The 14,626-nt window shown below is 63.9% G+C and carries 11 protein-coding genes; 6 read left to right on the top strand and 5 right to left on the bottom strand.

The features are described 5' to 3' along the window. Positions 1–43 precede the first annotated feature (43 nt). The gene (locus tag ELH03_RS10840; RefSeq protein ID WP_128402651.1) at positions 44–6,973 is read right to left on the bottom strand and encodes an apolipoprotein A-IV repeat region-like domain-containing protein; all 6,930 of its coding nucleotides are present in this window, start codon (positions 6,971–6,973) and stop codon (positions 44–46) included. 461 nt (positions 6,974–7,434) lie between these two features. On the opposite strand from ELH03_RS10840, the gene ELH03_RS10835 reads away from it, so the two are divergent. Beyond that, positions 7,435–7,818, top strand: coding sequence for an Hpt domain-containing protein (locus ELH03_RS10835; protein WP_017964526.1), 384 nt, complete (start codon positions 7,435–7,437; stop codon positions 7,816–7,818). Positions 7,819–8,080: 262 nt separating this feature from the next. Beyond that, positions 8,081–8,401 (top strand): 2Fe-2S iron-sulfur cluster-binding protein, encoded by a 321-nt coding sequence (locus tag ELH03_RS10830; RefSeq protein WP_003540151.1) that lies wholly within the window; start codon positions 8,081–8,083, stop codon positions 8,399–8,401. A gap of 317 nt (positions 8,402–8,718) precedes the next feature. Here ELH03_RS10830 and ELH03_RS10825 read toward each other — a convergent pair whose 3' ends face one another. Beyond that, entirely contained in the window at positions 8,719–9,345 is a 627-nt protein-coding gene (locus ELH03_RS10825) for a DUF922 domain-containing Zn-dependent protease (protein ID WP_128402650.1), read from the bottom strand. A gap of 101 nt (positions 9,346–9,446) precedes the next feature. Between ELH03_RS10825 and folP the strand changes: the two genes are divergently transcribed. From folP to folK, 3 genes are read left to right on the top strand one after another with little or no spacing between them, the layout of a single operon-like run. Further along, a complete protein-coding gene (gene folP / locus ELH03_RS10820; RefSeq protein WP_128402649.1) occupies positions 9,447–10,316 on the top strand; it encodes a dihydropteroate synthase in 870 nt (289 codons plus the stop codon). Then, the gene (folB, locus tag ELH03_RS10815) at positions 10,313–10,678 is read left to right on the top strand and encodes a dihydroneopterin aldolase (RefSeq protein ID WP_003540148.1); all 366 of its coding nucleotides are present in this window, start codon (positions 10,313–10,315) and stop codon (positions 10,676–10,678) included. The genes folP and folB overlap by 4 nt, the downstream gene beginning before the upstream one ends. Next, complete coding sequence (gene folK, locus ELH03_RS10810; RefSeq protein ID WP_128402716.1) at positions 10,671–11,189, top strand: 2-amino-4-hydroxy-6-hydroxymethyldihydropteridine diphosphokinase; 519 nt, start codon at positions 10,671–10,673, stop codon at positions 11,187–11,189. The genes folB and folK overlap by 8 nt, the downstream gene beginning before the upstream one ends. A 68-nt stretch (positions 11,190–11,257) precedes the next feature. On the opposite strand, the gene ELH03_RS10805 is transcribed toward folK, so the two are convergent. Further along, positions 11,258–11,809, bottom strand: a complete 552-nt coding sequence (locus ELH03_RS10805; RefSeq protein WP_128402648.1) for a hypothetical protein — start codon at positions 11,807–11,809, stop codon at positions 11,258–11,260. A gap of 9 nt (positions 11,810–11,818) precedes the next feature. On the opposite strand from ELH03_RS10805, the gene ELH03_RS37370 reads away from it, so the two are divergent. Beyond that, positions 11,819–11,956 (top strand): hypothetical protein, encoded by a 138-nt coding sequence (locus ELH03_RS37370; RefSeq protein ID WP_164902094.1) that lies wholly within the window; start codon positions 11,819–11,821, stop codon positions 11,954–11,956. Positions 11,957–12,019: 63 nt separating this feature from the next. On the opposite strand, the gene ELH03_RS10800 is transcribed toward ELH03_RS37370, so the two are convergent. After that, positions 12,020–13,099 carry a YcjF family protein gene (locus ELH03_RS10800; RefSeq protein WP_128412788.1) on the bottom strand — a complete coding sequence of 360 codons (1,080 nt, stop codon included), beginning with the start codon at positions 13,097–13,099 and terminating at the stop codon, positions 12,020–12,022. Beyond that, positions 13,096–14,571: a YcjX family GTP-binding protein gene (locus tag ELH03_RS10795; protein WP_128402646.1), complete on the bottom strand. Its 1,476-nt coding sequence runs from the start codon at positions 14,569–14,571 to the stop codon at positions 13,096–13,098. Before ELH03_RS10795 ends, ELH03_RS10800 begins: the two co-directional genes overlap by 4 nt. Positions 14,572–14,626: the final 55 nt, after the last annotated feature.

The following is a 14,626-nucleotide window of genomic DNA, read 5'->3' as shown; positions in this document are numbered from 1 at the left end:
TCAAGCGGCTTTCCCGGGTAATTCCAGTTCAGATCAGCCAGGCTCAGCCGAGCCTGCCTGCGGCGTGGGCGAGCATGGTGTAGACCTTGCCCGTATCCGAGGTGAGGTAGGACTGCGTCACCGTCCGGTTCGGGTCGGTGCGGGCGACGTCGGCGAGCAGCTTTTCGAAATCACCGATGTAGCGGTCGACGGCGGTGCGGAACTCCGGTTCGCGGTCGTATTTGCGCTTGATCTCGTCGAAGGTCTGCTGGCCCTTCAGCGTGTAGAGGCGGCGGGTGAAGACGTCGCGCTCGCCGCGCTGGTAACGGCGCCAGAGATCGACCGAGGCGTCATGGTCGATGGCGCGGGCGATATCGACCGAGAGCGAGTTCAGCGATTCGACGACGTGGCGTGGATTGCGGCTGTCGTTGCTGCGCGCGGCCGGCGCGGCAGTTTCCGCCGGACGGGCGGGAACACGGGCGGCCGCGGCCTCGTCGGCGGCCTCCTCACGCGATGCGCCACGCAGGAGATCGCTGATCCAGCCGCCGCTTTCCGGTCGAGCCGGCTCCTGGCGACCTGTTTCCGGGCGGCCTGTTTCCTGGCGAGTGGGCGCAGGCTGCGGGGCGGCGCGCTGGGGGGCGGCAGCCGGCGCGGACGGTGCGATCGTTCCGCGCAGACCTGTCGCTTCGATCGGCGGGGAGGCTGCCGGCTGTGGCGGCTGGGCCGCGACCGGCTGGGCGGGACGCGGGGCAGGCTGCGCCTGAGCGAGCGTGCGGGCGACAGGCTCGGAGATCTCGAGCTGCTGGCTGGAGCGGCCGACGAGCTGGGAGATATCCTGCAGTGCCTTGATCTGCTCGGCAACGGCCCGGCGCATGGCCGAGGCGCTTTCCTTGGCTTCCTCGGGAAGATCGAAGGCGCCACGCTTCAGCTCGGCGCGGGTGGCGTCGAGCTCGTTACGGATGTCGGCCGCGGAGCGGCGGATATCCTCGGTGGCGCCGGAGAAACGGCCGACGGCATCATCGATCGCTTCGCGCAGCGCTTCGCGCATGTGCTGGGCGGCGCCGTCGGAGGCGCGGCCGGCTTCGCCGAGCATGCGCTCGACGTCCGACAGCGAGGCGGTGAGACCGCCGCGAATGCGATTGGAGAGATCGCCGGAACGGCGCTCGACATTGGCAAAGGTGCCGTCGATCGTCGTATTGGCCTCGTCGCCTGCGCGGGTGATTGCCTCGCGCATCGTCTCTGCCGCTTCCTGGGCGCGCTTCTCGGTTTCGGTGAGAATGCGGCCGATATCGGCGAAGGAGGATTGCACGCCCTGGCGCAAATTGCCGGTGACCTGGCTGGAGCGTTGCTCTGCCCGCTCGAACACGGTCTCGATCATGCTGCCGAGGCCTTGCATGGTCTTTTCGATCTCTGCGGAGCGCGAGACGAGGCCGACCGAGAGCGTCTGCAGAGCGCTCTCGCGCTCTTCGAGCGTCGAGGCGAGGTTGGACTGGGCGGCGCCGAGAAGCTGCGAAGCCTGGGTCAGAACCTTGGAGTGTTCGTCGAAGCGGCCGATGATGCCGCCGACCTGTGCCAGCGTTTGGCCCGAGATGTCGGAGAGGCGGTCGACCTTGCCTTCGAGAAGCCTGGTCGAGGCGGAGACCATTTCAGCGGCCTTGGTGGCGGAGTCGGCAAAGCGCGTGGTGGTATCGCCGAGACGGCCGTCGACGCTGGCCAGTTGCTCGGCGGCGCGGTTCATCATCATCGCCATCGCCGCGCTGCTTTCCGACATGCGCTGGACGAGGCCGTTGACGTTGCCGACCAGGCTGTTTTCAATGGCGCTGACGGCATTGGCGACATTCTCGGTGCGGGCGGCAACGGCGCTGGCGAGCGCTTCGTTTTCGGCGCGCAGACGGTCGGCGCTGAGGTTGGCCGCGGCGGTGATGCGGGCGGCGGCCTGCTCGCCGGCATCGGTGTACCGGTCGATGATCGGGCGGGCCGTTTCGTCGAGGATGCGCGTCAATTCGACCGAACGGCCTGATAGCATCGAGTTGAGGTCGCGGGTGCGCTCTTCGAGCGTCGAGCGGATCGAGTTGCCGCGTGCTTCGAGCGCCCGGTCGATGTCGGAGAACGTCGTATCGATCTCGCGGGCACGTTCCTCGAGGTTGGTGCGAATGGCGCTGCTGCGGGCTTCGAGCGCCCGGTCGACATCCGCCATGGTGGCGGAAATCTCGCTGCCGGCGCCCGACAGTGTCGAGCGGATGGCATTGCCGCGTGTCTCCAGAGACTGGCCGGCATCCGACAGCACCTTGGAGATGGCATTGACCTGCGTGCCGACGATGGTCTCTGCCTCGGCGACCTTGTTGACGATGGCGTTACCTGCTTCCGAGAAGGTCTGGGCGACGGCAGCGGCCTGGCTTGCCAACCGGTTCTGAGCTTCAGCGACACGGGTGACGATCTGCGACGAGCGCTCATCCATGGTGCGGGTGAATTCGTCGCTTTTCGCATTGAGATCCTCGGCGAATTGCTGGCCGGTCTTGCCAAGCAGTTCGGTGGTTCTCGTCGCTTCGCCTTCCATTCCCTGGGCCGCGTCGGCAACCGCGCTGCGCAGCGTCGAGGCGAGACCGGCGGCCTTGCCTTCGATGGTGCGGTTGACGGCCTCGAGGCCGACGGTCAACGCACGGTCCATGGTGGAGAGGCGTTCCTCGATGCGTTCATTGCCGCGGTCGAGCGTTTCGCCGAGGCTCGCGGTGCGGCCGTCGATGGCGCCGGTCAGGCTGGTGGCGCGGCTGTCCAGCGTCTCGGCCAGATTGGCGGTGCGGCTGTCGATCGCCTGGGTGAGGTTTGCAGCACTGCCTTCGAGCGTCGCCGAGATGCGCTGAGTGGTATCGTTGCTGAGCGCGCCGAGACGGGAGACGCCGTCGGCAAGCACGCCGGACAGCTGGCCGGTGGCCGCTTCGACCTTTTCGGCAACGCCGCCGACGCCGTCGCGGATACGGGTCTCGATCGCTGCGAGACCGGTTTCCACACGTGATCCGGTTTCTTCAAAACGGCCCGTCAGGCTTTCGACCGACCGATCGAGATGGGCGGAGAAATTCTGGGTGGAGCTCGAAATCGCATTTGCCGCCTCCTGGAAGCGGCTGGCGATCTGGCCGGCGCCGGCATGCATGCGATCTTCCAATGTCTGGGCGCCGGCATCGATCGCCTGGCGGATCGCGGCTTCACGGTGCTCCAGCGACAATTCGAGCATGCCGACGCTCGTCGCCACCGATGTGCCGATGCTGGTCGCCTGTTCGGCCAGCGTATCGCTGATCAGCGCATGGGCCTGGTTCAGCGATAGGTCGATGGCGTTGGCGCGGTCTTCGAGCGTCGTGCGGATGCGCTCATGGGCAGAGGCGAGCCCACCCTCGATGCGCGCTGCAGCCTCGTCGGCGAGGCCTCCGAGCCGTGTATGTGCATCGGTCAGACGGCCTTCAATGCGGCCGGTCAAGCCGCCGACGAGATCCTCGAAGCGGGCGCCGCCGGCATCGAGAACGCCCGAGAGGGCGGCGCTATGTTCGGAAAGCGCATTTTCGAGCCGCTGCTGATTGTCGGTATAGGCGGTACGGATCGCATCGGTCTTGTCGGAGAAGGCGCCGGCGACTCGGGCCTCGGCACCGGAGACGGCCTCCATGATGGCGTTGCTGCGAGCTTCGAGCACACTGTCGAAGCGGCTCTGGTTATCGTCGAGCGAAATGGCGAGCGCCATGGTCTTTTCATCGAGCGTATCGGTGAGCCGGTCGTGGGTTGCCGTCACGGCGCCGATGATCGCGGCGGTGCGGTGCCCCAAGGCTTCCTCGAGGCGGGTCTGGCCTTCGTTCAGCGAGGCGGCAAGGGCGGCGGCCTTCTGGTCGAGCACACCGTTCAGGCCTTCGTGCGTGCCGGAGACCGCATTGGTGATCGCTTCGGCGCCTGTTGTCAGCGTCTCCTCGAGACGGCTCTGGCTCTCGTTCAGCGAGATGGCAAGCGCCATCGCCCGATCGTCGAGTGTCTCGGACAGGCGGTCGTGGGTGGCAGAGACCGCATTGAGGAAGGATTCCGAGCGGCTCTCCAGCGTGTCCTGCAGGCGGCTCTGGCCCTGGTTCAGGGAGGCGGCGAGCGCCGTCGCTTTTTCGTCGAGCGTTTCCTCGATACGCGTCTGAGTTTCGTTGAGCGAAATGGCGAGCGTCATCGCCTTTTCGTCCAGCGTCTCGGAGAGGCGATCATGGGTGCCGGAGACGGCGTTCAGCAGAGCTGCAGAGCGGGTTTCGAGCGTATTCTCGATACGGGCCTGGCCTTCGCTCAGCGAGGTGGCAAACGCTGCCGCCTTGCCGTCCAGCGTCTCGGAGAGGCGATCATGGGTGCCGGAGACGGCGTTCAGCAGGGCCGCGGAACGGGTTTCGAGCGTATCCTCAATGCGGGCCTGGCTCTCGTTCAAGGAAATGGCCAGCGCCATGGCCTTCTCGTCGAGCGTCTCGGCAAGGCGATCGCGCGTGCCGGACACGGTGTTCAGCAGCGCCTCGGCGCGCGTTCCAAGCGCATCCTCGATGCGGGAATGGCGCTCGTCGAGCGAGGTCGTAAGGGCGGCCGCCTTGCTGTCTAGCGTTGCTGACAGGCGATCATGAGTGCCGGACACGGCGTTGAGGAAGGCCTCCGAGCGGGTCTCGAGCGTATCCTCAATGCGGGCCTGGTTTTCGTTGAGCGAAATGGCGAGAGCCATCGCCTTCTCGTCGAGCGTTTCGGAGAGGCGGTCATGCGTGCTTGATACCGCATTCAGCAGCGCTTCGGAGCGGGTCTCGAGCGTGTCCTCGATGCGGGCCTGGCCCTCGTTCAGAGAGATGGCCAGCGCCATCGCTTTTTCGTCGAGCGTCTCGGCAAGACGGTCATGGGTACCGGAGACGGCATTGATGATGGCGTCGGAGCGAGTTGCCAGCGCTTCCTCGAAGCGGCCGTGATGGGTGGTCAGCGCCTCGACCAGCGCGCCACCGCGCTCTGCCATGACGCTGTCAATACGGCCGTGTGCCGTGCCGAGCGCTTCGCTGATTTCGGCCGCTCGCGCGGCAAGCACGCCGCTTAGCTCCTCGGCGCGACCGCCGAAGGCAGCGGTCACCTGCTCGGTGCCGGCGGCCACGGCAGTCGTCAGATCGGTGGTGGTGGTGCGCAGCGTGTCGCGCAATTCGGCCGAGCGTGTCTGAAGGTTGTTCTGCAGCTCGGAGGTGCCGGTCGCAAGCGTCAGCGCGATGTCAGACGTAGCGCTCTGCAGCGCCGAGGTCAGTTCGCCGGTGCGGCTGGTGAGTGCTGTGGTGATTTCGTCGGCGCGGCTGCCGAGCGTGCTTTCCAGTACTTCGTGGCCGGTGGCGAGCGCGGTGGCGAGCGCCAGCGACTGGTCGGTCATCGACGAACCAAGGCGGTCGATGCCGGAGTTCAGGATGCCGTCGATCGAATCCGAGCCGCCGGTCAGCGTCTCGTTGATACGGGCGAGGCTCTCCATCAGCTTGGTGTCGAGCGAGCCTGTGCGTTTATCGAAGGCGCTGGTGAATTCGGCGACGCGTTCGTCGAAGGCGGTCGACAGGTGGGCGACGGTCGTCTGCAGCCGCTCCTCGAAGAAGCCGGAGCGCACGTCGAGATCCATGACGGCGTCGTCGGCCGTGGTCTGCAGGCTCTGGCGGAAGCTTGCACCTTTTTCGTCGAGCGCGCTGTTCAGCTTCGACAGCACGTCGTCAAGTGTGCCGCCGATCGTGCGTTCGCCTGAGGTCAGGCTCTCGTTGATCTCGCGGGTGCGAGCGATCAGGATCTCGTTGAGCTGGTGCGTACGCTCGTTCAGCGCCGCGTTCAGCTTTTCCGTGCTGCTGTCCATGGTCGAGGCGCGCGTCTCGAACTGGCTGAGCAGCCTTTCGCCATGGTCGTTGAGATTGACGGAGAGGGCTTCGAGGCGGTTGTCGAATTCGGTGGCCAGCGCAAAACCCGATGCGTTCAGTGTCTGCAACAGGGTATCGGTCTTGGCTGCGAGCAGGCTGCCCATCGACTGCAGGGCGCTGTCTGACTTTTCCAGGATCGTCGCGGCGCGTGTATCGATCAGCGAGGCGAAGGCTTCGCCCGATGTGGCAAGCCGCACCGCGATCTCTTCGGTCGCAAGCGACAGCTCTTCCTTCAACTGGTCGTGCACGCTGCCGATCGAGGTGCGGATACGATCGGCATGGTTGACGATCGCCTCGCGCTCGGAACCGAGTTCGTGGACGAGGCCGCGCACGCGCAACTCGTTGTCGGCATAGGAACGTTCAAGGGCATTGACTTCGGAATGGACGAGCGTTTCCAGCTCGGAGGCACGGGCGATGGTGCGCTCGATGCCCTCATTCATGGCCGAGACCTCACGGCGCACGGCCTGGCCGACCGTCATGATGCGCTCGGAGGCGATGGTTTCCGGCTCTGCCAGGCGCAATGCCACCTCTGCCATGGAGCGGGCGGCGTTGCGCATGTCCTGGGCGCGGGAGATCATAATGGCGAAGGCATAGAACATCATCACGGGAATGATGATGCCGACGAGGCCGGCGATGACGCCGGGCAGGGCGACGAGATCGGCGAGCGAACGGATCTGCCAGATCTGTGGAGAGTATAGCAGCGACATCAGACCGAGGCCGGCCATGACCCAAAGCACGGAAAACAGGGTGGCGGTGCGCACCGCCGAGCGGCTGGAGGCGCCGTCAAAGGATTTCAGGATCGAGGCGGGCGTATTGCGGCTGGCATCGTTGGCGGGCGCGAAGGTCGGACCCCTGGAAGTCTGCTCGCCGCCGGCACCGCGGCGGCTGCGGCGCTGCGCTTCTTCCTGGGCCTGCTGATTACGCGCATTTACTGGATCAGACACATTAGCCTCCGGGGCCTGGGGCGCGTCGCCGCGGCGAGACGGTACGTTATCCTTGCTGAAGTCGATCTGGAGCGCCTCGTCCAATGCCTTGAACGCCTTATCCTCAATCGACTCGTTATATTTGTTGTTCGCCATTCGGGTATGCCTCGTTACTGTCAGCCGGCCCAACCGCGCATCCCGGGCTTCCGCCTCACCGGGGAACAACTTTGCCGTTCCAGCCTCCCGTCCAACGAAGGACGGATAAGCATGTCATTTCAGAGTAGATAGCCGCTTTTTCAAACGGAAGGTATCAAAACACTACCATTATCCACTCGCTCGGCAAAGGCGCGTACCATAAACCCGCTCCACTAGTATCGTAGTGACACATCTGGGCTCTTCACACAATTAATGAAGGCTTGAGATTCACGGCCCGTTAACCCGTTGTTAACATCTTTGAATCCTAGACACCGCTTAAAAACCAATAATTTAGGGATGTTTAACGGACGTTAACCATATGGCGAGATTTCCGCCCTGAATGTGCCGGAATTTAACGTGATGGCCACCCTCCTGACGCAGAACTGTTGCAACTGCGGACGACAGAGACGGGAGAATTGGCAATGGCAGCCCAGATGGCAGCATTGAACATCGTATTCGAGGCGCCGGATAATGCAAAGGGACCGTGTCCCTCGAAGGTTCGGCCGATCGATCTGGTCCATCTTGCAAAGCAGACGATGGGCGACAAGACGCTGGAAATCGAAGTCCTTCAGATGTTTGCGCGCCAGGCTCGCGCATGTCTCCAGGATATCGCGAGCGGTGAAACCATCCGTATTGGCGCAGCCGCGCATCGGCTGAAGGGTGCGGCAAGCTCGGTCGGCGCGTTCCGCGTGTCGCAGACGGCGGAAGCCGTCGAGGAAACCGGCGGCGATGCCGGCGCGACGGCAGCGCTGGGCGCCGCCGTCATCGACGCCGAGAATTTCATCCTGAAGCTCTGCCGCGGCTGATCTCTAAGTCTTTATTTAACGTATGTCATTGTTCCAAAACCGCCGCACATTTTTGGGCGACATGCATGAGATACTGTTTTAACGAGGCCCGTTGTTCCATTGCGGAACCGCGGGTCTTTTTGCGACGTCCCGTATGACGCTTTGAAGACGGCGGGCGAAGGCCCGATCTGCGAGGCTATGGCGGATTTCGCCAATATTGACTGACGCGTCAAATTGTCGGAAGAAAATCCGCCCACCCACCTGAAGACCGGAAATAGTCCTGATGCCCAAACTTACCATCGTCGCCTTCGACGGCACGCGCTTCGACCTCGACGTCGACCAAGGCTCCACCGTGATGGAGAATGCCGTGCGCAATTCGGTGCCCGGCATCGAGGCCGAATGCGGCGGCGCCTGCGCCTGCGCGACCTGTCATGTCTATGTCGACGAGGAGTGGACGGAAAAGGTCGGCCAGCCGGAAGCGATGGAAGAGGACATGCTCGACTTCGCCTTCGATGTACGCCCGACTTCCCGGCTGTCCTGTCAGATCCGGATGAAGGCTGTCTATGACGGGCTCGTGGTCCACGTGCCGGAACGCCAGGCCTGAAGCACGCAACGCTTCAAACGTCGCCGAAAATTTCGATATCAAAAAAAGACGCCTCGCGCGCTTGAGCGAGCGAGGCGAGGCGGGCGCATTACCTACGGATGAGGGAGGAACATCCGCGGCTTCGGAACGCGCCAGGAGAACCCAGCGATGAAAGTGCAGATGCCGTACCTGAACTTTCGAATGTGTTCATATTAACGCGTTCCGGTTGAGTCTGCCAGGATGAAAAATGACCATTCAATCGCTGGGGAGGGTGCAAGTTTCGCACAAGTTTCGTTGTGCAGCTAAGGTTTTCCGCTCGCAAGCAGATTGAAAAAGCCTTATTTTTCGCCGGCTCGACCGTTGATTCGATTATTCAGCAACCTCAACATTCGCTTCTGAAAATTGACCGCCTCGACCCGGTCGAATCGCGCCTGCTGCCGGTCGTGCTCCTCTATACCGCGAGCTGATTCGTCGGAGACGAGTTCCTGCATGGCTTCGCAGCTGCGCTGCTGCCGCAGCGCCCGAATGGCACGCTCCATGGCGCGGGCCTGATCTCGGGCGATCTCGGCATGGCGTTCCTCGTGGCGCTTGATATCGCTCGACAGCGCGTCCCAGATCATCGACAGCTCCTTGCTGGCGCCCTTGCGGCTGCTCCAGCGCGGCAGGATGATCTGGGTGTGGACCGTGACCTTGACGTTGCCGACGCGGCAACGCCCGTTATCCTGGATATAGGTTGCCTCGCCGCCGAAGCGGATCTTCGTGGCGCCGGGATGGCGCGCCGAGGAACCGCTCGCCGTCGGGCCGCGCCGGCTGAGTTCGCGATCGAGCTCATCCGCGGTTTTGCCGCGAATGTCGAAATAGGAATAGCTTTTCGATGCGATCACTTCGGCTGCCACGGGGCTGCAAAGGCAAAGAGCAATGGAAAAGGCGATAGGAAGGACCATATAACGCACTGCAAGCGGCATTCTGAACGCAACCCGTGTTGAAATCGACAGGAGCTTGGGGCATAGCCACCGCAAGCGCAATATCGGATGGCGCTTTTTTCGTCATCAATGGGATAAGTCTGGTGACAGGGCTCGAAGGCAGTATCTGGCGTGTCGGCCATGGCCGGGAGATCGAACTCGGCCATCGTTCGACGATCATGGCGATCATCAACGTGACGCCGGACTCCTTTTCGGACGGCGGACGCTTTGAGACCGTCGACGCGGCGGTCGAACAGGCGCTGCGGGCGGTGAACGAGGGTGCCGGCATTGTCGATATCGGCGGCGAATCGACCCGGCCGAACGCAGCAACCGTCAGCCCTTCCGAGGAACAGGCGCGCGTGCTGCCCGTCATCGAAGCACTGCGCGGGCGCACCCAGGCGCTGATCTCGATCGACACCTATCGCGCCGAGACGGCGCGGCTTGCGATCGGCGCCGGCGCCCATATCGTCAACGACGTCTTCGGGCTGCAGAAGGAGCCCGATATCGCCGATATTGCTGCGGTGACCGGAGCCGGGCTCTGCATCATGCACACCGGCCGCGACAGGGTAAAACTCGTCGATGTGATTGCCGATCAGGTGCATTTTCTCGAACGATCGCTTGCGATCGCCGCTGCATCAGGCGTCAACCGCGACCGCATCGTACTCGATCCGGGCTTCGGCTTCGCCAAGGAGACGGCGGAGGAGAACCTGGAGCTGATGGCGCGGTTTTCCGAACTTTCCCGCTTCGGCCTGCCGCTGCTCGCCGGCACGTCGCGCAAACGCTTCCTCGGCGCAGTGACGGGGCGTGAGGCACAGGACAGAGATGCGGCGACGGCTGTGACCAGTGCGTTGCTCAGACTTCAAGGGGCTGCAGTTTTCCGGGTGCACAATGTCGCAATCAACAGGGATGCGCTCGATATCGCCGATGCTATGCTCAATGCGCGCCAGGAATTCGAGAGGAAGCGGCCGACATGACCACCTACACGATCACGCTGCAGAACTGCGCCTTCTTCGCGCGCCACGGCGTGCATGACGAGGAAGAATTCCTCGGCCAGCGCTTCTTCGTCGATGCCGAGCTCGATGTCGTCGCCGGCGAGGCACTAGAGAGCGATTCGATCAACGATACCGTCAATTACGGCATCGCGTTCACTGTGATCGAGCAGATTGTCACCGGCAAGCGGCGCTACCTGATCGAGTCCCTGGCGCTCGATATCGCCAAGGGGCTTTGCGAGACATTCCCGCAGATCCGGCGGGCGAAGATCACGGTGCGCAAACCGAACGCGCCGGTGCCCGGCGTGCTCGATTTCGTGCAGGTGAGCGTTGAGCACTTTGCCTGAGGCCGCATTGCAATCCGCCACACTCGGTCTCGGCGGCAATATCGGCGATCCCGTGAAGGCGATGGCGGCCGCACTGCAGAGGCTGGATGGACGGGACGACTGCCGTGTTACGGCGGTGTCGCGGCTCTATCGCACGCCACCCTGGGGAAAAACCGACCAATCCTTCTTCTTCAACGCTTGCGCCGCCGTTAAGACCCGGCTCCATCCGGAGGCGTTGCTCGATGTCTGCCTGTCGATCGAACGTGAGATGAAACGCGAACGCATCGAGCGCTGGGGGCCACGCACGCTGGATATTGATGTGCTGACCTATGGCGACGTGATCCAGGACGCGCCGCGGCTGGAACTGCCGCATCCGCGGATGACCGATCGCGGTTTCGTGCTGATGCCGCTTGCCGATATCGCGCCGGATCTTCTCGTCAGGGGCAGGGCGGTGAGTGACTGGCTGTCGGATGCCGAGGTGGCCGGCATCGAGGTTGCCGACGACAGTCGCGATTGGTGGCGGAGCGCCTGAAGCAGGGAAGCTGAAACGGAAAACGGCGGGAAACCCGCCGCTTCAGGAAAATCCGCTGTGCGGTTTGTCTACTGAATAGAACCGACGGCCATCTCGTCGACCTGGCGGGTCAGCGTCAGGCCGATCACCGGGATCATCTGGCTTTCGACCTTGACCGAAACGGTGACGTTCATCGTCTTGTCGTCGCGCACGCGGGCGATCATCGCACCATTCAGCTTGGCGCGGTTGATGCCGACAACGACGGTATCCTCGCTGACGGCGCCGGAGACGACGTCAAGGCCCTTGCCGGCGGCGCCGTCGAGGAACTTGCCCTTATAGCTAGCGCCCGACTGTGAGATGACGGCGGTCATCGGCTGCTTGAAGACGCCGACGCGGCAGGTGCCGTCGAGCTTGATGCCGGCGCTGCTGTCGCCGGTGGGCTCACCGATCAGGTTGCAGGTGAATTTCGTGCCCTTGTACTTGCCGGCGACGATTTCGCCGGGGCCCTTCCAGGAGCCGGCGACGGAATCGAAGAAGGCCTTGTCACGGGTTGCAGCGGTGGCTGCCGGAGCGACATCTGCAACGGGAGACAATGCCGCGGCGGCCAAGCCGCATACGATGAGAAACTTGCGCGAATACATGGATTTTCCTTGGCAAACACCACTCACGAACTGGCTGCAAGTTTTGCCGAAGAATGGTTAATCCTTCCTTTCGATTGTGCCGAAATGCAGGGCAATGCAGGGTTTTTGCGCGGCATTGATTTCAAGATTCCGCCACTATTGCGTTGAATCGGCTTATATTTTCCTTGCCTTACGCTGGGGAAGGCGAAAGTCCCGCAAAGCGCTCGCCGTTCAAAGATTGTTGCCGCGCGGCGACATGGAGGGGGTGAGATCGCCGATGAAATCACCGATTCCCGGCCGCTTCAGGGCGTGGAAGGCAAGCGGGCGGCAGAGATCCATCGCCGCGATTCCGATGCGAGCGGTCATCAGGCCGTTGATGACACCTTCGCCGAGTCGGGCCGAGAGCTTCGAGGCCAGCCCATGGCCGAGCACCTGCTGGACCAGGCTGTCACCAACGGCGATCGAGCCGGTGACGGCCAGATGCGCCAGCACGTCGCGCAGCAGGCGGAACATGCCGAGCGTGCCGGGACGGCCGCCGTACAGCTCGGCCATAGCGCGGATGAGGCGTACCGCCTCGTAGAGCACATAGAGCAGATCGACGACGGCGCGTGGGCTGACGGCGGTGACGATCGAGACACGCTTGGAGGCGTTGACGATGAGCGCCCTGGCCTTGCGATCGAGGGGAGCGAGCAGCTCGCGTTCGGCTAGTGCAATCAGATGCGGGGGATCGATGACCTCGCCTTCGGTCGCCTTCAGCGTCGCGCGGCCCTTCGATGTCTCAGGATTTGCCGACAGCAGCGCGGTCAGCTGGGCGACGACGGCGCGGGCCTTGGCTGGCCGAGTCTCGAGTATCGCCGCCTCGGCTTCGGCCTTGATCTTCTGGACGGCGGCAAGGTGCATCATGCCGACGGTTTCGCGGATGACGAGGGCCAGCACGGCAAGGATGCCGATTGCTAGCACGGCAAGGGCTGCATAACCCAGCCAGTCGGCGCGGGTGAAGAGATCGCGGATCAGGCTATCGGTCCAGAGGCCGATGGCGAGCGACAGCAGGATGCCGAAGGCGCCGGCGGCGATCTTGCCGAAGGAGGTCCGACGTCTCAGCGGGGTTGCGACGGGGACCGCGCTCAGATCCTTCTCGGGATTGAGGAAGGGGTCGTCCTCATCAGGTGTCACGAAGATATTTTCGGAAAAGCTTTCCGGCTTGCGCCGCTGCTCTCCTTGCCGGCCTTTGTCGCGCAGCTCGGCAGCCTCGTCCTCATAGGTGAAGGCGGCGGGTGCGCGGCGCGGCGGATCGGATGGGGGCTTGCTCATGCGAGACGGTCTCCGAACAGGAACTGCATAGCGCGGTCGAGGCGGATATGCGGCACCGACAGCTTGATGCCGCCGCCGGTTTCCTCGAGTTGCGGCGGGCGGAACCTGACGACGTTGACATCGGGCAATTGCAGGTCGGTATCGCCCGCGGCGAGGCGATCGAACAGGCTTTCCGGATCCTCCGGCAGGTCGCCGGGGAAAATTGCAGTCTTTCTCTGGCCGTCGAAGCGCTCGCCGGCGATGGTTTCGCCCTCCATCGGCGTGCCGACGATGACCGGCAGTTCATGGCCATCACGTTTGACGGTCGCCTCGCGGGTGGCGCGCACGGAGGCAAGCGCCATGACGTCGATGCCGGCGCCTGCAATGCCGATGCGGTCGATGGCGCGATCCACCAGGCGGCGGGTCAGTGCATCGAGCCGGTCGTGGCTTTCATGGTGGAGATGATCGGCCTTGGTGGCGGCGACCAGCACGCGGTCGATGCGGCGCCCGAGCAGGGAGGAGAGCAGCGAATTGGTGCCGGGGCGGAAACAGGCGAGCACATCGGTCAGCGCGCGTTCCAGATCCTGCACGGCTTCGGGGCCGCGGTTCATCGCCTGCAGCGCATCGACCAGGACGATCTGGCGGTCGAGCCGGGCGAAATGCTCGCGGAAGAAAGGTTTGACGACGACCGATTTGTAGGCCTCGTAGCGCCGCTCCATCATCGTCCAGAGCGAGCCGCGGCCGGGTCGTCCGTCCGGCGGCAGCGCCAGCGGCGCGAAGGTCAATGCCGGCGACCCGTCGAGATCGCCGGGCAGAAGCAGGCGGCCGGGCGGCAGGGTGGAGAGCGAGCGTTCGTCGGCTTTGCAGGCCTTGAGATAATCGGCAAAGGCGGTGGCGAGATCGCGGGCGGCCATCTCGTCGGCGCCGGCATGGATATCGGCGGTGCGCGTCAGCGCCAGCCATTCCCGTGACAGCTCGGAGCGGACGCCGGTTTCGGCGAGTGCGATCGTCTCCTCGCTGAAAGTACGATAATCCTTGCCGAGCAGCGGCAGGTCGAGCAGCCATTCGCCGGGATAATCGACGATATCGATCGACAGACGGCCGGGCGAAAACAGCCGGTTCCAGCCGCTGGCGCTCTGATAATCCAGCGTGATGCGCAGTTCGGATATGGCGCGGGTCGAATCCGGCCAGATACGGTCCTTCACCAGTGCGCGGATATGGTCCTCGTATTGAAAGCGCGGCACGGCATCGTCGGGCTGCGGCTCCAGCCGCACCGCCGAGACGCGGCCGGATTGGACCGGCTCGAACAGCGGCAGGCGGCCGCCATTCAACAGATTGTGGACCAGCGAGGAGATGAAGACCGTCTTGCCGGAGCGGGAGAGGCCAGTGACGCCGAGCCGCACGGTCGGATTGACGAGGCCGCTCGCCCGATCGGCGAGATTGTCGAAGGCGATGCGGGCGTCATCGGCAAAAGATGTCAGGCGTGGCGGCAAGGCGCGATTCCGGTTGGTGACTGCCCCGCAATATAGGGAGGGCGCGCCGCCCGCA

The sequence above is a fragment of the Rhizobium beringeri genome (genome assembly GCF_004306515.1).
Taxonomy (GTDB): Bacteria; Pseudomonadota; Alphaproteobacteria; order Rhizobiales; family Rhizobiaceae; genus Rhizobium; species Rhizobium beringeri.
The sequence above is the reverse complement of the archived record's forward strand: the minus strand, read 5'-3'. Positions and strand labels throughout refer to the sequence as shown.